Below are 21,187 nucleotides of genomic sequence, written 5' to 3' on the forward strand. Positions count from 1 at the left end.
TTATATTAAAACTGAAATACATTTTCGTTTTACATCGTTGTATTTTGTAACTTTAACCAATAATTGAAAATGATACAATGAGTAAGAAACCAAAAAAATTAGGAAATAAACCAAAAGATTTTACTGCACAAATATTTAAAATACTTTCAAGAGAACCTTCTAAATCTTTTAATTACAAGCAAATAGCTGCTGTTTTAGAGTTAAGCGATACCAAAAGCCGAAATGAAATAATTAGAGATTTAAAAATACTTAAAGCACAAGATAAAATTCACGAAACGGAAATTGGAAAATATCAAATTATTTCCAAAGCCGAATATTACGAAGGAGTTATCGATATGACGTCTCGTAAAACAGGATATTTTGTTTGTGACGAATTAGAAGACGATGTTTTCATTCCGTTTATCAACTTAAATCATGCTTTAGATGGTGATAAAGTAAAAGCTTATATCTACAATAGAAGAAGTTCACGTAAACCAGAAGCAGAAGTTTTAGAAATTTTAGAACGTGCTAAAACAGAATTTGTTGGGGTTATTGATGTACAAAAAAACTTTGCTTTTGTAACGACTGCCAATGCTAAAATGTATACTGATATTTTTATTCCAAAAAATAAAATTGGTGAAGCTGAACACGGTGATGTTGTTTTAGTAACTTTAGAAGATTGGCCTAAAAAAGCCGATTCTCCTTTTGGTTCTGTGATTAAAGTATTAGGAAAACCTGGTGAACACAATACAGAAATTCATGCAATTTTAGCAGAATATGGTTTACCTTATGATTTTCCAATTGAAGTAGAAGCGTATGCAAATAAAATTGATACTTCAATAACCGAAGAAGAAATTAAAAAACGTCGCGATATGCGTGATGTTTTAACGTTTACAATTGATCCAAAAGATGCTAAAGATTTTGATGATGCGTTATCGTTTCAGGTTTTAGAAAATGGAAATTACGAAATTGGAGTTCATATTGCCGATGTTTCACATTATTTAAAAGAAGGAACTATTTTAGATGATGAAGCGTATAAAAGAGCTACTTCGGTTTATTTGGTAGATCGAGTAGTTCCAATGTTACCAGAAGTGTTATCCAACTTTGCTTGTTCACTTCGTCCACATGAAGAAAAATATACATTTTCAGCTGTTTTTCAATTAAACAATAAAGCAGAAGTTTTAGATGCATGGTTTGGACGAACAGTAACGTATTCTGACCAACGTTTTGCGTATGAAGAAGCACAGAGTATAATTGAAACGAAATCAGATGTAATTCCAGCTGAAATTTCATTAACTGGAAGTGAATATATTGTTCCAAAACCAATTGTTGATGCTACTTTAAAAATGGATGAATTAGCAAAAATTCTTCGTAGAAAAAGAATGGCTGCCGGAGCAATTTCGTTTGATAAAGTGGAAGTGAAATTCAATTTGAATGAAGAGGCGGAACCAATTGGAGTGTACTTCAAACAAAGTAAAGATGCGAATCATTTGATTGAAGAATTTATGTTGTTAGCGAATAGAAAAGTAGCGGAATTCATTGGGAAACAAAAGAAAACCTTCATTTACAGAATTCACGATGAACCAAATGAAGATAAATTAATCAATCTTCAAACTGTGATTGCTAAGTTTGGATATTCTATAAATTTTAAATCTAAAAAAGACATTTCAAATTCGTTGAATAATTTACTTTCAGAAGTTGTTGGTAAAAAAGAACAAAATTTGGTTGATACACTTACAATTCGAAGTATGAGTAAGGCGGCGTATTCTACTGAAAATATTGGTCACTATGGATTAGCTTTTGATTATTACAGTCATTTTACATCGCCAATTCGTCGTTATCCAGATGTTATGGCACATCGTTTGTTACAACATTACATAGACGGCGGTAAAAGTGTAAGTGAAGAAGAATACGAAGAAAAATGCCAACATTCTTCACAAATGGAAGCTTTAGCCGCTCAAGCGGAACGTGATTCTGTGAAATACATGCAAGTAAAATACATGCAAGATCACAAAGATCAAGAGTTTTTAGGGGTAGTTTCAGGTGTTACCGAATGGGGAATTTATGTAGAAATCATCGAAAACAAATGCGAAGGAATGGTTCGTATTCGTGAAATTAAAGATGATTATTACACGTTTGATGATAAACAATATGCTTTAGTAGGTGAAGTTTCTAAAAACATCATACAATTAGGCGATGAAGTTTACGTTAAAGTAAAAAATGCCGATTTAGTGAAAAAACAATTGGATTTTCATTATTTGAGAAAGAGAGAATAGTTAATTTCTTAATAGGATTTAAATAAAATAAAATGAAGAAAATAGTTTTTAGTCTTTTATTAATTAGTTCAATAACTTTTGCCCAAACCGAAAAAAATGTTGGTGATTTTACTAAAGTAACCGCTTTTGATAAAATTGATGTCAACTTAGTAGCTTCAACTGAAAATAAAGTTGTTTTAAAAGGCGCTAATTCGCAAGAAGTAGAATTAGTAAATAAAAATGGCGAATTAAAAATTAGAATGCCATTGACAAAAATGTTAAGTGGTGACGATGTTTCCGCTACGGTTTATTACAAAAAAATTGATGCTGTAGAAGCAAATGAAGGAAGTAGAATAGCATCTAAAGATGAAATTTCTGCCATTAATTTTGATATTATTTGTAAAGAAGGTTCTGAAGTAAAACTAATTAATTTGCAAGCCGATAGATTACAAATTCGTGTTTCACAAGGAAGTATTGTAACTACAAAAGGAACAGTTAAAAATCAAGATATTGTATCGAATTCAGGCGGAAAATATGATGGTCAAGATTGTAAAACACAACAAACTGTAGTAACCGTAAATGCTGGTGGAATGGCAAATGTATATGCAACTGATTTTGTGGACGCTAAAACAAGAGCTGGTGGTGAAATCACTATTTATGGGAAACCAAAACAAATCAATCAGAAAACAATTGCTGGTGGAATTATCGAACAAGCTAAATAATAGTAATCAGTGTTCAGCTTTTAGTTGGCAGATTTTTTTCGTAAATTCGTTTTTTATTAAATGCACTGAACACTAATAACTGAATACTGAACACTTGATTTTACAAGACATACTTACCGCAATTCCTTGGGGACTTTTGTTAGCTTTTTCAATTGGTCCTGGTTTTTTTGTTTTACTTGAAACCAGTATTACTAAAGGTTTTAGAGCAGCTTTTGTTTTTGATTTAGGAATTGTTTTTGGAGATATTATCTTTATTTTAATTGCGTATTTAAGTACCAATCAACTTTTAGAACAATTAAAAGATAATCCGACACTTTTTGTTATTGGTGGAATTATTATGTTGGCTTACGGATTGATTTCGTTCATTATGCTAAAACGAAATTTTCAAAAACAACAAGTAATAGAACAAGACGATGATAACATTCCTAAAAAGAACTATTTCGCTTTATTCTTTAAGGGTTTTTTATTGAATTTCATTAACATTGGAGTTTTAGGTTTTTGGATGATGATTATCATTACTTACGGACCTCAAATGGAAATGAATACTTCTCGAATTTCTATCTTTTTTGCTGCCATTTTATTCTTTTATTTAGCTTTTGATGTAGCAAAAATTCTATTAGCAAAACAACTAAAACACCGATTAACACCAATAAACATTTACAAAATCAAGCGTGTTATTAGTTTAGTAATTTTAATTTTCGGATTGTTTTTTATCCTTCAAGGTTTCTTCCCAAAAGAAAAAGAAATGATAACGAATAAGTTGTTACCTGATACAACAGTTACTGAATAATTTTAAAACTTCATACTATGAAAAAGCTTCTATTATTCCTATTTATAATTAGTTTTCATAGTTATGCTCAAGACACTATTCCAGCTGCAAAAAGTGTAGTTGCTTTAGATAAAATGAACGTGGTTTATCGTGGTGTTGAAAATCCTATATCAATTGCCGTAAATAATGCTAAATCATATGTTATTTCAGGAAGAGGAGTTTCAAAAAAAGAGGATGGAAGTTATGTTCTTCGTCCAGGTTCAGGTAGTGAAACAAAAGTATTTGTTGAAATAGAAAATTTTGATGGTTCAAAAGTTATTGAAGAGCATGTATTTAGAATTAAAGGATTGCCTGCGCCAATAGGTACTTTAAATGGTGAATATAGTACTAATGGAAATTTATTTTTTTCTTTAAAAGAACTTGAAGAAGCTGAAATTAGTTTTAAGTTTATTGATTTTCTATTCCCAATTGATTTAAATGTTACACGTTTTTCTATAAAAGTTTCTAATTATCCAATTGTTAATATTGAAGGAAACAAAATTACTAGTGAAGTTTTTAATTTATTAAAGAAAGCTAGAAAGAATGATTTAATTGTTATTAGCCATATTAGAGCTAAGTATATGGAAGGTGATGGTTATCATAAATCAATAGGACCAATTATTTTTCAAATTATTAAATAAAAAAACCTCTAAGTTTCCTTAAATTTTTTAGAGGCATCGCCCGGATTCGATATATCTTTTAATTAATTTTTTCTAAAAATTATCCCATAAAAAAAACCTCCTAATTTCTTAGAAGGTTTTTGAGGCATCGCCCGGATTCGAACCGGGGTAGACGGTTTTGCAGACCGCTGCCTAGCCGCTCGGCCACGACGCCATTAGTTGAACGGACTGCAAATGTATATAAAAAGTTTATAGTTTAAAAGTTTAAAGCTTAAAAAGTTTTACAATTAACCCGAAACTTTTACCTCAAAACGTGTTTATTAATTTCTGAATTCTTCCATTTCAATCGTAACTGCTTCTACATCACCACCAATAGGAGGATTTAATTTAGAAACCGCTAATTTTATTCGAGAAATTGAAGGAATTTCAGCAAAACATCTAGTGATAATGCGTTGGGCAACATGTTCTAATAATTTAGAGCGAATCGCCATTTCTTCCACCACAATTTTGTTTAGATGCACATAATCAACGGTATCGGCTAAATCATCCGTTTGAGACGATTTACGTAAATCAGTTTTTATCTCTAAATCTACGCGGTAGTCTGAGCCTATTTTTCCTTCCTCAATTAAGCATCCGTGATAAGAATACGTGCGAATATTTTGTAATTTAATTGTTCCCATAAAATTTTAGTTTCAAGTTTGAAGTTTTTTAGGTTTCAAGTTGTTTTTCTTTCTTCAAAGTTACATAAAACCTGAAACTTTTAAACTTGAAACCTGAAACATTTTCTATCTTTGCATAAATTTTTGATACTATGTCAACAGAAGAAAAATCATTGAATTTTATAGAGCAAATCATTGAAGAAGATTTAAAAAATGGTTTGTCAGCAGATAAATTACGTTTTCGTTTTCCACCAGAACCAAATGGGTATTTGCATGTTGGACATGCGAGTGCTATTTGCTTAAATTTTGGTTTAGGAATCGATTACAAGGCTCCAGTTAACCTTCGTTTCGACGATACGAATCCTTCTAAAGAAGAGCAAGAATATGTTGATGCTATCAAGCGCGATGTGGAATGGTTAGGCTATAAATGGGATAAAGAATGTTATGCTTCTGATTATTTCCAACAATTGTATGATTGGGCAGTGGAATTAATCAAAAAAGATAAAGCGTATGTAGATAGCCAAACTTCGGAAGAAATGGCAAAACAAAAAGGTACGCCAACTACTCCAGGAACTGATTCTCCTTACAGAAATCGTTCTATCGAAGAGAATTTAGACTTATTTACACGCATGAAAAACGGAGAATTCGAAAAAGGAACTCACGTTTTACGTGCTAAAATTTCAATGAGTGCTAACAATATGTTGATGCGTGATCCAATCATTTATCGTATAATGCATGCGCATCACCACAGAACTGGAAACGATTGGTGTATTTATCCAATGTATGACTGGGCACATGGTGAAAGTGATTATTTAGAGCAAATTTCACACTCGTTTTGTACGTTAGAATTCTTGCCTCACCGTGAATTATATGATTGGTTTTTAAATCAAATTTATGATCCAACGAAAGTTCGTCCGAAGCAAAGAGAATTTGCGCGTAGAAATTTATCGCATACTGTAGTTTCGAAACGTAAATTATTGCAATTAGTTGAAGAAAAGCACGTTACAGGTTGGGATGACCCAAGAATGTCAACGATTTCTGGTATGAGAAGACGCGGTTATACGCCAGCTTCAATCCGAAATTTTGCTAAAACTATCGGAATTGCAAAACGTGATAATTTGATTGATGTTTCGCTTTTAGAATTCTGTGTTCGTGAAGATTTAAACAAAATTGCACCACGTGTAATGGCGGTTTTAGATCCTGTGAAATTAGTAATTACGAATTATCCAGAAGGACAGGAAGAATGGTTAGAAGCCGAAAATAATCCGGAAGAAGAAGTAATGACATACAGAAAAGTGCCGTTTTCTAAAGAATTATATATAGAAAGAGAAGATTTTCAAGAAGAAGCTCACAAGAAATTTTTCCGTTTGACATTAGGAACTGAAGTTCGTTTGAAAAATGCGTATATCATTAAAGGTGAATCAGTTGTAAAAGATGAAAACGGAAATATTACCGAAATTCACGCTACTTACGATGTAGATTCTAAATCAGGAAGTGGAACAGAAGCAAGTCAAAGAAAAGTAAAAGGAACCATTCATTGGGTTTCGATTCCTCATGCAAAAGAAGCGGAAGTTCGAATTTATGACAGATTATTCACTAACGAAAGTCCAGATAAAGACAAAGAAGTTGATTTTAAAGAATATATCAATCCAAATTCATTAAAAGTAATTACTGGTTTTGTAGAACCAAGTTTGGTAACTTCAAAAGAATTAGATCATTTCCAATTCCAACGTTTAGGTTATTTCTGTGTAGATAGAGATTCAACAGCAGAAAAATTAGTTTTCAACAAAACGGTTGGCTTGAGAGATACTTGGGCTAAAATTTCAGAACAATAAAAATTTCGATTTTTGTCAAATCGAACGAAGTCGAGATTTTTTAAATAATTTAAACCTGCAAAATTTCTTTGCAGGTTTTTTTATTTTAATTTGAATAAAATAAGTATTACTAATTATTTTTAATTTTTTAATCTGTTTTTATTATCATTAATAAAAACTATTGAAATAAAATTTTTAATAATTAAAAACTTAAAAAAGTGACTTTCATAAATTAATTGTAAGAAAAAAACTTTTTTAGCTAAAGTGTTTTTACATCTTTAGTATTGAAAGTGTCAGAAATCGCTTTATTTTAATTTTCGCTTAAAATCGAGGTAGTTTTTCTCTAATTTTCTTTTCTTGGAGCGGATTTTAAAAAATTATCACTAAAATTATAAATTTCTAACATTTGGTTATAAAAAAACCACCAATTAAAAATTGATGGTTCTAAAATTAATTTTGATAATTCTATTATACTTCTTCTGAATTTTCAATTCCGAAATTTTCGTTTGAAGCATCTTTCTTATTTACCTTTTTGGTTTTGTGTGCATTTTTCATTGCTTCACCTACTTGGTTACTTGCTGTAAAACTCGCTACCATGTTGTTCAACATATCACTTCCCGCTTGAGGTGAATTTGGTAATAAAATTAAATTACTATTTGCATCAGCACCAATTGCTTGTAAAGTATCGTAATGTTGTGTTACAACAATTAAAGCGGAAGCTTCTTGAGAATTGATTCCCACTTTGTTCAACACATCTACTGATTCTACTAAACCACGAGCAATTTCTCTTCTTTGGTCAGCAATACCTTGACCTTGAAGTCTTTTACTTTCTGCTTCTGCTTTAGCTTTAGCAACAATTCTAATTCTTCCAGCTTCTGCTTCGTATTCTGCAGCTGTTTTTTCACGGTCAGCCGCATTGATACGGTTCATCGCATTTTTAACTTGAATATCTGGATCAATATCAGTAATTAACGTATTGATGATGTCATAACCATAAGTTGTCATCGCCTCGTTTAACTCACGTTTTACTGCTACTGCGATATCATCTTTTCTTTCGAAAACGTCGTCTAATTTTAATTTTGGAACTTCAGCACGCACTACGTCAAATACATAAGACGTAATTTGATCGTGTGGATATTCTAATTTATAAAAAGCTTCGTATGTTTTTTCTTGTAACACTTTGAACTGTACCGAAACTTTCATTTTAACGAATACGTTATCTTTCGTTTTGGTTTCGATGATAACATCTAATTGTTGAATTCTTAAATTAACTCTTCCAGCAATTCTATCCACAACCGGAATTTTTAAATGTAAACCTGAATTTCTCAAGCTAAGAAATTTTCCAAAACGTTCCACAACAACAACAGTTTGCTGTTTCACAGTAAAGAAAGAAGAAAAAAGTACAATTAATCCAACGAAAATAATTGGAAACATGATAAACTCCATAATTTTATAGTTTTAGTTATAATGATTATACGCTTTTTAAAGTAAAAAGTTACAAAAAACCAATTTTTAAGTTTACTTTTGGCGCTTAAATTTTTACAAATGAAGAAATTAGCTTTCATATTTCTTATGATTTCAACAGTTGCACTTGCGCAACGTGGTAACAAAGACAGTAATCGAATTGGAATAGGTGGGGGTTTAACCCAATTAAATATTTTTACCGATAATTTTACCGTAACACCAGAAAGTGGATGGATCGGAGGTTTAAGTGTTAGAGGAAATTATTACAACAATTGGCAAATGAGTTTTGGTATGTTTTTTACCGATAGTAATTTTTCGATTCCAACACAAAAAGGATTATTACAAACACAAACTAGTTTCAAAATGTCTGCCGTTCAAATTTATATTGTACCAAGTTATGTGGCAATTCCCGATCATTTGAATTTAGAATTTGGTCCCGTTTTACAAGTAAATGGTAAGTTAACTATTGATGATTCAGATGAAAATAACATTTTGTTAGACCAACCTACCTTACTTGCTAAAGATATTTTAGATGTTTCAAAGTTTAATGCAAATATTTATGTTGGTATTAATGGCGGAATCAAAAACGTAAGAGCAAGAATTGGTTACCAATATGGTTTAACGAATTTCTTTGGAAATCTAAACAACAATGATAAGATTGAACTACTAGGCGAAAAAATGAAAGGAAATATTGGTTTAATTAGTGGTCAGATTACGATATATCTTTAAAAAAAAACCCTCTGAATTTCAGAGGGTTTCTTTTTTATAAACTAGCTATTGCTTTTTCTATTCTCTTCACTGTTTCTTCTTTTCCTATCATTTCAATAATGTCGAATAAATGTGGTCCTTTTAAAGCTCCTACTAAACTTAATCGTAGCGGTTGCATTACTTTCCCCATTCCAATTTCGTTAGCTGTCATCCATTCTTTTAATAAGGTTTCGATGTTAACGGAAGTAAAATCTTCAATCTTTTCTAATTCCGAAATCACTTGTTGCATTAATCCTGGTGTTTCTTCTTTCCAGTTTTTAGCTGCTTTTTCGTCATAAGAAGTTGGAGCCTCAAAGAAATAATCGGCTAAATCCCAAAATTCGTTTACGAAATGCGCTCTTTCTTTAATTAAAGAAACAACTCTTTCTAAATCCAATGTTGTTGAAACACCTCTTTTTTCTAATTCTGCAGCAAAACTTATCGCTAATGCCTTATCACTTTTCCCTATTAAATACTGATGATTGAACCATTTGTTTTTCTCTGGGTCAAACTTTGCTCCTGCTTTGTGAATTCGGTTTAAATCAAATTTTTCAACCAATTCTTCTAACGAGAAAATCTCTTGTTCGGTTCCATCATTCCAGCCTAATAACGCTAAAAAGTTGATAACCGCTTCTGGGAAAAATCCGTTTTCTCTGTAACCAGATGAAATTCCTTCTTCTGTTTTCCATTCCAAAGGAAATACTGGGAATCCCATTTTATCGCCATCACGTTTTGATAATTTTCCATTTCCAATTGGTTTTAAAATCAATGGTAAATGCGCAAATTCTGGAGCATTCCAACCAAAGGCTTTGTATAATAAATGATGTAAAGGCAAACTTGGTAACCATTCTTCACCACGAATTACATGAGAAGTTTCCATCAAATGATCATCTACAATATTCGCTAAATGATAGGTTGGCATTCCGTCCGATTTGAATAATACTTTATCGTCTAACAAATTCGTATCAAACTTAATATCACCACGAATGATGTCTTTCAATTCTAAAATTTCATTCACAGGTGTTTTAAAACGGATTACATAATGTTCGCCAGCAGCAATTCGTTCTGCTACTTTTTCACGTGAAACCGTCAACGAGTTATCCAATTGTTCTCTTACCGAATGATTGTAAATAAACGTTTTCCCATTCGTTTCAGCTTCTTTACGCATCGCATCTAAACTTTCAGCCGTATCAAAAGCATAATATGCCCAACCTGAATTTATCAATTGATCCGCATATTGTTGGTACATCGCTTTACGTTCGCTTTGACGATATGGTCCAAATTTTTCATTCTTTCCTACAGTTTCATCAGGTGCAATTCCTAACCATTCTAAAGCTTCAAAAATATAAGCTTCTGCTCCTGGAACAAAACGCGTTTGATCGGTATCTTCAATTCGTAAATAGAAAGTACCACCATGTTTTTTGGCAAATAAATAATTGAATAAAGCGGTACGAACACCACCAATATGCAAAGGTCCTGTTGGACTAGGTGCAAATCTTACTCTTACTGACATTTCATTAAATTTTTGCAAAGATACGATTCCAATTTAGAAGTAAGAATTTAGATTTTAGAAAATCATTAGGTTATTAACAATCCAAAGCTACAAATGTTAAGTTTCACTAAAAACCTATTGACAATTCTAGGAAGATGTTGTATTTTTATCGGTTATAAACAGTATATCAACAATTTTGGAAGCAAAAAGCATTATTTTCGATAAGCTTGAAGAGTTTATCAAGAAGTTTTACACCAATGAACTGATAAAAGGAGTCATTCTTTTCATCGGATTGGGCTTGTTGTATTTCATTTTTACTTTATTGATTGAATACTTTTTATGGTTATCAACATCTGGAAGAACTATTTTGTTTTGGTTGTTTGTTGGTGTGGAATCGTTTTTATTTATTCGATTTATCGCATTTCCATTGTTTAAATTATTCAAATTGCAACAAGGAATTAATTACAAACAAGCCTCAGAAATCATCGGAAATCATTTTTCGGAAGTACAAGATAAATTGTTGAACTTTTTGCAATTAGCAAATCAAAGTCAAACTTCGGAATTATTAGCAGCTTCTATCGAACAAAAAGCAGCTTCGTTACAACCAATTCCGTTTTCGAATGCGGTGAATTTTGCTAAGAATAAGAAGTTTTTGCCTTATGCGATTATCCCAATTCTATTATTGATACTGTTTTTCGTTACCGGAAATTTTGAAATCATATCGAAAAGTTTTACTCGAGTTGTGAATTATGAAACGAAATTCGCTCCACCAGCTCCGTTTGAATTTGTGGTGTTGAATAAATCGTTAACCGCACAACAGAATTCCGATTTTGTACTTCAAGTGAAAACACAAGGAAAAGTATTGCCTGAAAATGTAGCGATTCAAATTGGTGATGAAGAATATTTTCTACAAAGCACAAAACCAGGAGTTTTCGAATATACATTTTCAAAATTATCGAAAGATGTTACTTTTTCACTTCTAGCTAATGGATTAAATTCGAAAGAATATCAGATTAATGTTGTGGATGTTCCTACGATTGCCAACTTTGAAATGGTGTTGCAATATCCATCTTACTTGGGAAAGAAATCAGAAATCATTCAAGGAACTGGAAATGCTGTAGTTCCTGAAGGAACAGTTGTTAATTGGAGAATTAACGCTTTGGCAACCGATAAGGTTAGTTTCAAATCGAATAACCAAGTAAGTGTTTTTGCTAATAAAGAAAATAACTTTTCGCTTTCAAGAAGAATCACAGATAATTTGAGTTACGAAGTAATTACATCGAATAGAAACATCAACGAGTTTGAAAAATTGTCGTATCAAATCGCAACGATTAAAGATCAATATCCAACAATTTCAGTTCAAATTGCGCCTGATTCATTAAAGTTAAAATCCAAAATGATGATTGGGCAAGTTGCCGATGATCATGGTTTATCGAAGTTACAAGTTGTTTTTTATCCGAAAGGAAACCCAAACGCTGTTCGAAAAGCGAATTTAGCTATCAATAAACAAGCCGTTGACCAATTTATTTATTCATTTCCTAATGGTTTAGCAATTGAAGAAGGTGTAAATTACGAATATTACTTTGAAGTGTTTGATAATGATGTAGTTAATAATTATAAAAGCACAAAATCCTCAGTTTTTCTTCATTATGAGCTTACAGAAGAGCAAAAAGAAGATAAACAACTGCAAGAGCAGAATGAAAACATCAATAGTTTAGAAAAATCGATTCAAAATCAAGAGAAGCAAATTTCAGAATTGGACAAACTCCAAAAAATGAATAAAGAGAAATCGACATTAGATTTCAAAGATCAAAAGAAAGTGGAAGATTTTATCAATCGTCAAAAACAACAAGACGAAATGATGAAAGAATTCACTAAAAAGTTAACCGAGAATTTGGAAGAGTTCAATCCGAAATCACAAGATAAAGACAAAGAAGAATTATTACGTCGTCTAGAAGAAGCAGAAAAACAAGCAGAGAAAAACGAAAAACTTTTAAAAGAATTAGAAGAACTTTCTAAGAAATTAGAGAAAGATAAATTGTTTGACAAAGCTGATAAGTTAAAACAGAATGCTAAAAACCAACAACAAAATTTAGAGCAATTAGTCGAATTGACGAAACGGTTTTATGTAGAACAAAAAGCCGAACAAATTGCAGATAAATTAGACAAGCTTGCTGAGAAGGAAGATAAATTAGCTAATGATGCTAAAGAAAATTCAAAGGAAAATCAGGATGCGATTAATAAAGAATTTGAAAACATTCAAAAAGAGCTTCAAGATTTGGACAAGGAGAATAAAGAATTGAAAGCTCCAATGGACATTCCCAATGATAAGAACGAACAAGAAGATGTGAAGAAAGATATGGAAAAAGCTTCTGAGGAATTACAAAAGCAAAACCAACAGAAAGCAAAACCAAAGCAAAAATCAGCAGCCGCTAAAATGAAACAGATGAGTCAGAAAATGACCCAATCTATGCAGTTAGGTGACATGGAACAAATGCAAGAAGATGCTAAATTGTTACGTCAGATTCTTGATAATTTATTAGCATTTTCATTTGACGAAGAGACTTTAATTAAGACTACGAATACAACACAAACACGTTCTTTGCAATTGAACAAAGTTTTAAAAAAGCAACAAGATTTGAAATTACAATTCAAACATGTGGATGATAGTTTGTTCGCGGTTGCCTTACGTAATCCAAAAATTACTGAAACGATTTTGAATGAAGTCGGTGAAATCCATTACAACTTAGATAAGACTTTAGAAACTTTAGCAGATAATAACATTCAAAAAGGAGCTTCGCACCAGCAATACGTTTTAACTTCAGCTAACCGTTTAGCCGATTATTTGAGTAATGTGCAAAGTGAAATGAATATGGAAATGCAAGGTCAAGGTTCTGGAAAAGGAAAACCAAAACCTGGAGGTGGTAAAGGAATGCAACTTCCAGATATCATCAAACAGCAAGAAGGTTTGGGTGAAAAAATGAAAGAGGGAATGAAACCAGGTGAAAAGCCAGGTGATAAACCGGGAGAAAAATCTGGTCAAGGAAAACAAAAAGGGCAATCGGGTGAGAATGGTGAAGAAGGTGAGAATGGTTCTGAAGGTAATGCCGGTAAAGTTTTGGAAATTTTAAAAGAACAACAACAACTTCGTGATGCACTTCAAAAAGCATTAGAAAAAGAAGGTATGACGGGTCAAGGTCAGAACGCTTTGAATCAAATGAAGGATATCGAAAAGCAATTAATCAATAAAGGATTCAAAAATGAGACGTTGCAAAAGATGTTGAATTTAAAACACGAGCTTTTAAAATTAGAAAAAGCCATTCAGCAACAAGGAGTAGACACCAAGCGTCAGTCAAAAACGAATGATAAGAATTATAATGGTTCCACTACTCCCCTTTCTAAGGAATTAAAAGATTATCTGAATAGTGTTGAAATATTAAACAGACAAAGCTTACCTTTGCAACCCAATTTTAACCAGAAGGTTCAAAACTATTTTAAAGGCAATGATTAGTTTTAATTACGAAACAGATTTCGAACTAGAAAACGAAGCACTATATGAAGATTGGATTTCTCGCATTATTGAATCCGAAGGATTTGATGAAGGTGAAATAAATTATATCTTTTGTGATGACGAATACCTACATAAAATAAATGTTGAGTATCTAGATCACGATACTTTAACGGATATTATTAGCTTCGATTACACAGTAGGAAATTTAATACAAGGTGATATTTTTGTTTCTATTGAGCGAGTAAAGGATAACGCTAATGATTTTAACGTTTCTTTTGAAGAAGAATTAAAACGAGTATTATCACATGGTGTTTTACACTATTGTGGATACAAAGATAAGTCTCCTGAAGACGAAGCTTTGATGCGTTCGAAAGAAGAAGAAAAAATGCAAATGTTTCACGTGGAACATTAAGCTTATAAACTAGAATTTTTTTAAATGTTTCACGTGGAACATAATATTTTATAGAAGATGTTTTTAAATCAATATGATGTAATTGTTGTGGGTGCTGGTCACGCCGGTTGTGAAGCTGCTGCTGCTGCTGCCAACATGGGGTGCTCTACTCTTTTGGTAACAATGAATCTTCAAAACATTGCGCAGATGTCGTGTAATCCTGCTATGGGAGGAATTGCAAAAGGACAAATCGTGCGTGAGATTGATGCTTTGGGTGGATACTCTGGAATTGTTTCAGACAAGACCGCAATCCAATTCAAGATGTTGAATAAATCAAAAGGACCTGCCATGTGGTCGCCAAGAGTGCAATCGGACAGAATGCGTTTTTCGGATGAATGGAGATCGATGTTGGAGAATACTCCGAACTTGGATTTTTACCAAGAAATGGTTTCTGGAATTTTAGCTGAGAATGGAAAGATTGTCGGAGTGAAAACTTCTCTTGGAGTGGAAATCAAAGCAAAGACTGTTGTGTTGACAAACGGAACTTTTTTGAATGGATTGATTCATATTGGCGACAAACAATTCGGTGGTGGTCGTGCAGGAGAAAGTGCTTCTTTTGGAATCACAGAAGATTTAGTAAAATTAGGTTTCGAATCAGGAAGAATGAAAACTGGAACGCCTCCTCGTGTGGATGGTCGTTCATTAGATTTTTCTAAAATGGTAGAACAACCTGGTGATGAAGTTCCAGAAAAATTCTCGTATTCTAATTTGACCGCTCCATTAAAAACACAGCGTTCTTGTTGGATGTCGTATACTTCATTAGAAGTGCATGATATTTTACGTGAAGGTTTTGATAGAAGTCCAATGTTCAACGGAAGAATTAAAAGTTTAGGTCCGAGATATTGTCCGTCGATTGAAGATAAAATTAATCGTTTTGCAGATAAAGAACGTCATCAATTATTTGTTGAACCAGAAGGTTGGACAACTTGCGAATATTATATCAACGGATTTTCAACTTCGTTACCAGAAGATATTCAATTCAAAGCATTACGTTCTGTTGCCGGATTTGAGAACGTGAAATTTTTCCGTCCTGGTTATGCTATTGAATATGATTACTTCCCTCCTACGCAATTGCAACACACTTTAGAAACCAAGTTGGTTGAAGGGTTGTATTTTGCCGGACAAATTAATGGAACTACTGGTTACGAAGAAGCAGCATCACAAGGTTTGATGGCTGGAATAAATGCAGCATTAAAAGTTCAGAATAGAGAACCATTTATCTTAAAAAGAGATGAAGCATATATCGGAGTTTTAATTGACGACTTAATAACAAAAGGTACAGAAGAGCCTTATCGTATGTTTACTTCTCGTGCTGAATACAGAACGTTATTGCGTCAAGATAATGCTGATTTTAGATTAACACCTAAAGCATTTGAAATTGGTTTAGCTAAAGAAGAGCGTTTGATTCGAATGGAACAAAAATTCTCACAATCGGAAGCGATGGTTAATTTCTTTAGAGAAACAAGTCTTAAACCTGAAGAAGCAAATCCAATCTTGGAAGCTAAAGGTTCGGCTCCGATGAGTCAGCCTGATAAAATGTTTAAAGTTTTCTCTCGTCCGCAATTGGATTTGGAAGATTTTAGAAAATTCAAAAAAGTGGCTGCTTATATCGAAGAACATGATTTAGATCAAGAAGTCGTGGAGCAAGCCGAAATTCAAGTCAAATATTCAGGTTATATTGAAAAGGAAAAAAATAACGCAGATAAATTGACTCGTTTAGAAGACATGATAATTCCGGAAAATTTTAATTTCGATAAAATCCAATCTATTTCAATTGAAGCCAAACAAAAATTAAATAAAATACGACCACGAACTATCGCACAAGCTTCTCGTATTAGCGGAGTTTCGCCAAGTGATATTTCGGTGTTGTTAATATATATGGGAAGATAAGAAAGTGTTCAGTGTTCAGTAAAAATGTTTCACGTGAAACAACGCCGTCAAACCTATTAAAATAAGCCTTTCGCATAAAAATAAAATAAATGAATTTTTTAGAAGATAAAAGTTTTATTACCGTTAAAGATTTTTCAGTTTCTGGAGAATCTTTTTCCTTGTTGTTAAATGAGGAATATCAAATCTTAAAAACGCATCCTCAACCTACGTTAGATAAATTAGGTTCGTATTACGAATTTGAAGATTATATTTCTCACACCGATGGAAAACGTACGTTATTTGAAAAAATGTATCACTTCATCAAAAGAAAAGCGATTCGCGATAAAGTTAGTTTGATTAATTCGCACCAACCTTTGAAAGGAAGAATTTTAGATATTGGTGCTGGAACTGGAGATTTCCTTTTGGAATGTAAAAATCAGAATTGGGAAATCTTAGGAATTGAGCCTAATGATAAAGCAAAAGGAATTGCTGTTGGAAAAGGAATTAAATTTGGTGATACGATTGAAAAGTTAGAAAGTAATTCGTTTGATGTAATTACCATGTGGCACGTTTTAGAACACGTTCCAGATGTCGAACATCAAGTTGCAGAATTGAAACGTTTGTTGAAACCTTCAGGGACAATTATTATCGCTGTTCCAAATTTCAAATCGTACGATGCGAAATATTACAAAGAATTTTGGGCAGCTTATGATGTGCCAAGACATTTGTGGCATTTCTCAAAAACAGCAATCGAAAAATTATTCGATAAACAAAATATGAATCTTGAAGATATTAAACCAATGTGGTTTGATAGTTTTTATGTGTCACTTTTATCAGAAAAATATAGATCAGGTAAAATGAATTTCATTACAGGATTTTTTATCGGTTTGATATCAAATGTGTCCGGTTTCTTCAAAAAAGAGTTTTCATCGCATATTTATGTGCTAAAAAACAAGTAAAAATCATTTTAAAGCGATTTTAGACACTTTTTTGTTTAATTTGATGTAATTTATTGTCTTTTTTTAGATGATTTGTCTAAATTAAATTATAAAAGTCACTTTTAATAGCTTGAATCTATCATTTTTAAAAAATTACATAAGAAATTCTTATAATTGAAATATAAATAAAAAAGCAACAAATTTGTTACTTTATAACTTATTATTACTTTTACGAAAAATTATTAATTACCAATATACAACCATGAAAAAATTAGTATTGATTTTAGGTGTTGCATTAAGCGTTTTAGCATGTAACAAAACAGAAACAAGTTCAAAAGATTTTAAAACTGCATATATAGATACTGCTGAGTTAATTGAGAAATACGATAAATTCAAAGATGAAGATGATAAATTCAAAGTAAAATCTGAGGAATTAGGTCGTCCGTTAGAAGCAAAAGTTAGAGCTTTTCAAGCTGATGCTCAAAATTTCCGTCAAAATGCGCAAGTAAAAGGACCACAATGGGCACAACAAATGGGAGCTTCTTTACAACAAAGAGAGCAACAATTAGGAGTTGAACAAAATGCATTAATTCAACAATTACAACAAGAAGGAGCGGTTTTAAAAGATACTTTAATTAGTGAAGTAAAGAAATTTATCAAAGATTACGGAAAGAAAAAAGGATATGATTATATCTACGGTACTGGTGATGCTGCAACAGTTCTTTACGCTAAAGATGGTTATGATATTACTAAAGAAGTTTTGAAAGAGCTTAATGATACTTATAAAGCGACTAAGAAAGACGATAAAGTAGCTACTAAAGAAGAAGAGAAAAAATAATTTGAAAGTCCTGAGAAATCAGGACTTTTTTATTTCCATCCGTTTCTATATATTTGTTTTTTAAAATTTTACGCCACATGGAACAAGTATCAGCCGCAGCCACTTATACCCTTCGATTTATTAATCAAACCAATAAATCCATCTTCCTTACCGGAAAAGCAGGAACCGGAAAAACTACGCTATTAAAAGGAATTATTGCCACAACACACAAAAACACAGTAGTTGTAGCACCCACAGGAATTGCCGCATTGAACGCAAACGGTGTTACGATTCACTCTATGTTTCAGTTACCTTTTGCCGCATTTATTCCTGATAATAAGCAATTTCCACACTTTTCAGATACTGTAAAATTCGAAAATCGCGATTCGTTAGGTCGTCATTTCAAGATGAATAACGTGAAACGTTCCGTAATTCGAAATATGGAATTGTTGGTTATTGATGAAGTTTCTATGTTGCGAGCTGATGTATTAGATGCTATGGATTTTATGATGCGAAAAGTACGCAAAAACGAAAGACCTTTCGGTGGTGTTCAAGTTTTATTTATAGGAGATTTATTACAATTACCGCCCGTGGTAAAAAATGAAGAATGGGAAATGCTAAAGAATTATTATCGAGGCATGTTCTTTTTTCATTCGCACGTAATTCAGCAATTTCCGCCTTTATACATTGAGTTAGACAAAATTTTTCGTCAAACTGATACCGAATTTATTGATGTTTTGAATAATTTACGACATAATAAAATCACTTCGGAAGATGTGCAACTGCTAAATCAATTCATACAACCTGATTTTGATCTGAAGAAAAAAAAAGGATTTATTATTTTAACTACGCATAATGCCAAAGCCGACACCATAAATGCTCAGTCTTTAAAGGATTTAGAAGGAAAACAATTCACCTATTTACCTGAAATTACTGGAGATTTTCCTGAAAAAATCTATCCATTAGAAGAACAATTGCAGTTGAAAGTCGGAGCGCAAGTCATGTTTATTAAAAACGATTTGAATTTCGAAAAGCAATTCTTCAATGGTAAAATGGGCGTAATCAGTTCGTTAACCGAAAAGGAAATTTTTGTTCATTTTCCTGAAGAAAACAAAACCATTGAAGTAGAACGCTACGAATGGCAGAATATTCGCTACAAAGTCAACGAAAACACCAAAGAAATCGAAGAAGAAGTCATCGGAACGTTTGTCCACTACCCTATCAAATTGGCTTGGGCAATTACCGTGCATAAAAGTCAAGGCTTAACTTTTGACAAAGCAGTGCTCGATGTATCGCAAGTTTTTGCGCCTGGACAGGCGTATGTGGCTTTATCGCGTTTGCGTTCGTTAAATGGGCTTATTTTGCTTTCTCCGTTGCGAATGAATGGCATTTCGAGTGATGAACAAGTACTCAGTTATGCCGAAAACAAAGCTTCTGAAGAAATTTTGCAACATTCGTTAGCTAAAGAAACCTTAATTTTTTGGTTGAATACTTTGCTTAATTCATTTGATTTCAAAGAATTAGGACAAGAATGGCGCAATCATTTGTTCAGTTATAATTCCGAAGCACCAAAATCACCAAAAACAAAGCATAACGATTGGGCAAAAACCCAACACGATAAAATTGCAGAAATTCTCGAACCTTCAGGGAAATTTATGTCGCAATTGCATAAAATTTTTTCCGATGAAAATCTTAATGTAGATTTCGTAAAAGAAAGATGCGATGCCGCTTATCAGTACTTTTTCAGAACATTAGATTTGGTTGCAGAAGAATTGTTATTGAAGATTGAAGAAGTCAAACGCATCAAAAAAGTAAAAACGTTTTATGATGAATTATTGGTTTTAGAAGAGCTTCAAATCAAAGCGATTTTACAACTCAAAAAAGCAAAATTATTAACCAATATCATTGTCGAAGGAAAAGAAATTTCGAAGAAAAATTTAATTTCGGAAGACATGAGTACTTACAAAATCAATAAGTTAGTCATTATTGCTGAACGCTTTAGAACTTCGCACGCTGCTTTAGTAGAAGACGATGAAGACGTTTCATATTACACCGATACCAAAAAGAAAAAAACAAAAGAACCAAAAAAATCTACTTACGAGGATACCTTGGAATTGTGGAAACAAAATTTATCGATTTATGAAATTGCAAAACACCGAAAGTTAACACCACAAACGATTTACAACCATTTTGCCAAGCTAATTCAAATGGAAATCGTGCAACTTTCCGATATTTTACCGGAAGATAAAATTTCAGATTTAAGAGCTGCTTTCAAAGATTTTAAAGGCGAAAGCTTAGGCGAATTAAAAGAAATCCACGGCGATCAATTCTCTTGGGATGAGTTGCGATTGTATAAAGCGAGTTTAAACAATTAAACCATCTTTCATTTCTATAATTCGGTCGCTTTTTTTTGCAAAATCATCATCGTGTGTTACAGCAATGATGGTTTGGCCATAGTTTTGAGTTAATTCCTGAAAAATATCAAAAACAATGTTGGTGTTTTTACTGTCTAAATTTCCAGTAGGTTCGTCACCCATGATTAATAATGGGTCGTTTATCAATGCACGTGCAATTGCTACACGCTGTTGTTGCCCGCCCGAAAGTTTGTTGGCAGGTTTTAAAGCTTGATCTTCTAAGCCAAGAATTTTGAGTTTTTCGTATGCTTTTTCTTCGATTTCTTTTTCGGAAAGTTTCCCAAGTTTAATCGCAGGAATCATTACGTTTTTTAAGCACGTAAATTCAGAAAGTAAGTAATGAAATTGAAAAACAAACCCAATTTTTTCATTTCGAATTGCCGCTAATTTATCAGTTGATAAACCCGTCATTAATTCGTTGTCAATGAATAAATTTCCTTTGTATTCTGTATCCATAGTTGATAAAACATACAACAACGTAGATTTACCACTGCCCGATTTTCCAACCATTGATAGAAATTCTCCTTTTTGAACTTCAAAAGATATATTTTTCAAGACTTGAAATTCAATAGGGTCATAGAAATATTTATCTATATTTTCGGTTTTTAGAATAGTTTGTCGCATAAT

The 21,187-nt window shown here is 32.3% G+C and carries 16 protein-coding genes and 1 tRNA gene; 12 read left to right on the top strand and 5 right to left on the bottom strand.

The features are described 5' to 3' along the window. Positions 1-77: 77 nt before the first annotated feature. The 4 genes from rnr to IM755_RS03575 all read left to right on the top strand — a co-directional run bounded on the left by rnr (position 78) and on the right by IM755_RS03575 (position 4,405). Positions 78-2,255 carry a ribonuclease R gene (rnr, locus tag IM755_RS03560; protein WP_194093658.1) on the top strand — a complete coding sequence of 726 codons (2,178 nt, stop codon included), beginning with the start codon at positions 78-80 and terminating at the stop codon, positions 2,253-2,255. 32 nt (positions 2,256-2,287) lie between these two features. Beyond that, a complete protein-coding gene (locus IM755_RS03565) occupies positions 2,288-2,956 on the top strand; it encodes a head GIN domain-containing protein (RefSeq protein WP_194093659.1) in 669 nt (222 codons plus the stop codon). A gap of 97 nt (positions 2,957-3,053) precedes the next feature. Beyond that, positions 3,054-3,746: a LysE family translocator gene (locus tag IM755_RS03570; RefSeq protein WP_194094465.1), complete on the top strand. Its 693-nt coding sequence runs from the start codon at positions 3,054-3,056 to the stop codon at positions 3,744-3,746. Positions 3,747-3,763: 17 nt separating this feature from the next. Further along, positions 3,764-4,405: a GldM family protein gene (locus IM755_RS03575; protein WP_194093660.1), complete on the top strand. Its 642-nt coding sequence runs from the start codon at positions 3,764-3,766 to the stop codon at positions 4,403-4,405. 122 nt (positions 4,406-4,527) lie between these two features. Here the strand turns inward: IM755_RS03575 and IM755_RS03580 are convergent. Next, positions 4,528-4,598, bottom strand: a tRNA-Cys gene (locus IM755_RS03580). Positions 4,599-4,704: 106 nt separating this feature from the next. Then, complete coding sequence (folB, locus tag IM755_RS03585; RefSeq protein ID WP_111566519.1) at positions 4,705-5,064, bottom strand: dihydroneopterin aldolase; 360 nt, start codon at positions 5,062-5,064, stop codon at positions 4,705-4,707. A 131-nt stretch (positions 5,065-5,195) separates the two neighbouring features. Here folB and IM755_RS03590 point away from each other — a divergent pair, with 131 nt between their 5' ends. Next, positions 5,196-6,878: a glutamine--tRNA ligase/YqeY domain fusion protein gene (locus tag IM755_RS03590; RefSeq protein ID WP_194093661.1), complete on the top strand. Its 1,683-nt coding sequence runs from the start codon at positions 5,196-5,198 to the stop codon at positions 6,876-6,878. A gap of 447 nt (positions 6,879-7,325) precedes the next feature. On the opposite strand, the gene IM755_RS03595 is transcribed toward IM755_RS03590, so the two are convergent. Continuing rightward, positions 7,326-8,303: an SPFH domain-containing protein gene (locus IM755_RS03595; protein ID WP_394368296.1), complete on the bottom strand. Its 978-nt coding sequence runs from the start codon at positions 8,301-8,303 to the stop codon at positions 7,326-7,328. Between the two features lie 99 nt (positions 8,304-8,402). On the opposite strand from IM755_RS03595, the gene IM755_RS03600 reads away from it, so the two are divergent. Continuing rightward, positions 8,403-9,050, top strand: coding sequence for a PorT family protein (locus IM755_RS03600; protein WP_194093662.1), 648 nt, complete (start codon positions 8,403-8,405; stop codon positions 9,048-9,050). Between the two features lie 34 nt (positions 9,051-9,084). Here the strand turns inward: IM755_RS03600 and gltX are convergent, their stop codons facing one another. Continuing rightward, the gene (gene gltX, locus IM755_RS03605; RefSeq protein WP_194093663.1) at positions 9,085-10,581 is read right to left on the bottom strand and encodes a glutamate--tRNA ligase; all 1,497 of its coding nucleotides are present in this window, start codon (positions 10,579-10,581) and stop codon (positions 9,085-9,087) included. 175 nt (positions 10,582-10,756) lie between these two features. Here gltX and IM755_RS03610 point away from each other — a divergent pair, with 175 nt between their 5' ends. From IM755_RS03610 to IM755_RS03635, 6 genes are all read left to right on the top strand, one after another. After that, positions 10,757-14,071, top strand: coding sequence for a DUF4175 family protein (locus IM755_RS03610; protein WP_194093664.1), 3,315 nt, complete (start codon positions 10,757-10,759; stop codon positions 14,069-14,071). Then, the gene (gene ybeY / locus IM755_RS03615) at positions 14,064-14,483 is read left to right on the top strand and encodes an rRNA maturation RNase YbeY (protein WP_194093668.1); all 420 of its coding nucleotides are present in this window, start codon (positions 14,064-14,066) and stop codon (positions 14,481-14,483) included. The genes IM755_RS03610 and ybeY overlap by 8 nt, the downstream gene beginning before the upstream one ends. Positions 14,484-14,540: 57 nt before the next feature. Continuing rightward, positions 14,541-16,412: a tRNA uridine-5-carboxymethylaminomethyl(34) synthesis enzyme MnmG gene (gene mnmG / locus IM755_RS03620; RefSeq protein ID WP_194093670.1), complete on the top strand. Its 1,872-nt coding sequence runs from the start codon at positions 14,541-14,543 to the stop codon at positions 16,410-16,412. Between the two features lie 89 nt (positions 16,413-16,501). Continuing rightward, entirely contained in the window at positions 16,502-17,350 is an 849-nt protein-coding gene (locus IM755_RS03625) for a class I SAM-dependent methyltransferase (protein WP_194093672.1), read from the top strand. Positions 17,351-17,591: 241 nt separating this feature from the next. Next, positions 17,592-18,167: an OmpH family outer membrane protein gene (locus IM755_RS03630; protein ID WP_194093674.1), complete on the top strand. Its 576-nt coding sequence runs from the start codon at positions 17,592-17,594 to the stop codon at positions 18,165-18,167. A 77-nt stretch (positions 18,168-18,244) separates the two neighbouring features. Next, a complete protein-coding gene (locus IM755_RS03635; protein WP_194093676.1) occupies positions 18,245-20,521 on the top strand; it encodes a helix-turn-helix domain-containing protein in 2,277 nt (758 codons plus the stop codon). Here the strand turns inward: IM755_RS03635 and IM755_RS03640 are convergent. Next, positions 20,510-21,184 carry an ABC transporter ATP-binding protein gene (locus tag IM755_RS03640; RefSeq protein ID WP_166235468.1) on the bottom strand — a complete coding sequence of 225 codons (675 nt, stop codon included), beginning with the start codon at positions 21,182-21,184 and terminating at the stop codon, positions 20,510-20,512. The genes IM755_RS03635 and IM755_RS03640 overlap by 12 nt on opposite strands. Between the last annotated feature and the right edge of the window lie 3 nt (positions 21,185-21,187).

This window comes from Flavobacterium proteolyticum (genome assembly GCF_015223105.1).
GTDB classification, from domain to species: Bacteria; Bacteroidota; Bacteroidia; order Flavobacteriales; family Flavobacteriaceae; genus Flavobacterium; species Flavobacterium proteolyticum.

Coding starts and splice junctions, on each gene's coding strand:
- rnr (WP_194093658.1), top strand. CDS start 78: ATGAGTAAGAAACCAAAAAAATTAGGAAATAAACCAAAAGATTTTACT.
- IM755_RS03565 (WP_194093659.1), top strand. CDS start 2,288: ATGAAGAAAATAGTTTTTAGTCTTTTATTAATTAGTTCAATAACTTTT.
- IM755_RS03575 (WP_194093660.1), top strand. CDS start 3,764: ATGAAAAAGCTTCTATTATTCCTATTTATAATTAGTTTTCATAGTTAT.
- folB (WP_111566519.1), bottom strand. CDS start 5,064: ATGGGAACAATTAAATTACAAAATATTCGCACGTATTCTTATCACGGA.
- IM755_RS03590 (WP_194093661.1), top strand. CDS start 5,196: ATGTCAACAGAAGAAAAATCATTGAATTTTATAGAGCAAATCATTGAA.
- IM755_RS03595 (WP_394368296.1), bottom strand. CDS start 8,303: ATGGAGTTTATCATGTTTCCAATTATTTTCGTTGGATTAATTGTACTT.
- IM755_RS03600 (WP_194093662.1), top strand. CDS start 8,403: ATGAAGAAATTAGCTTTCATATTTCTTATGATTTCAACAGTTGCACTT.
- gltX (WP_194093663.1), bottom strand. CDS start 10,581: ATGTCAGTAAGAGTAAGATTTGCACCTAGTCCAACAGGACCTTTGCAT.
- ybeY (WP_194093668.1), top strand. CDS start 14,064: ATGATTAGTTTTAATTACGAAACAGATTTCGAACTAGAAAACGAAGCA.
- mnmG (WP_194093670.1), top strand. CDS start 14,541: ATGTTTTTAAATCAATATGATGTAATTGTTGTGGGTGCTGGTCACGCC.
- IM755_RS03625 (WP_194093672.1), top strand. CDS start 16,502: ATGAATTTTTTAGAAGATAAAAGTTTTATTACCGTTAAAGATTTTTCA.
- IM755_RS03630 (WP_194093674.1), top strand. CDS start 17,592: ATGAAAAAATTAGTATTGATTTTAGGTGTTGCATTAAGCGTTTTAGCA.
- IM755_RS03635 (WP_194093676.1), top strand. CDS start 18,245: ATGGAACAAGTATCAGCCGCAGCCACTTATACCCTTCGATTTATTAAT.
- IM755_RS03640 (WP_166235468.1), bottom strand. CDS start 21,184: ATGCGACAAACTATTCTAAAAACCGAAAATATAGATAAATATTTCTAT.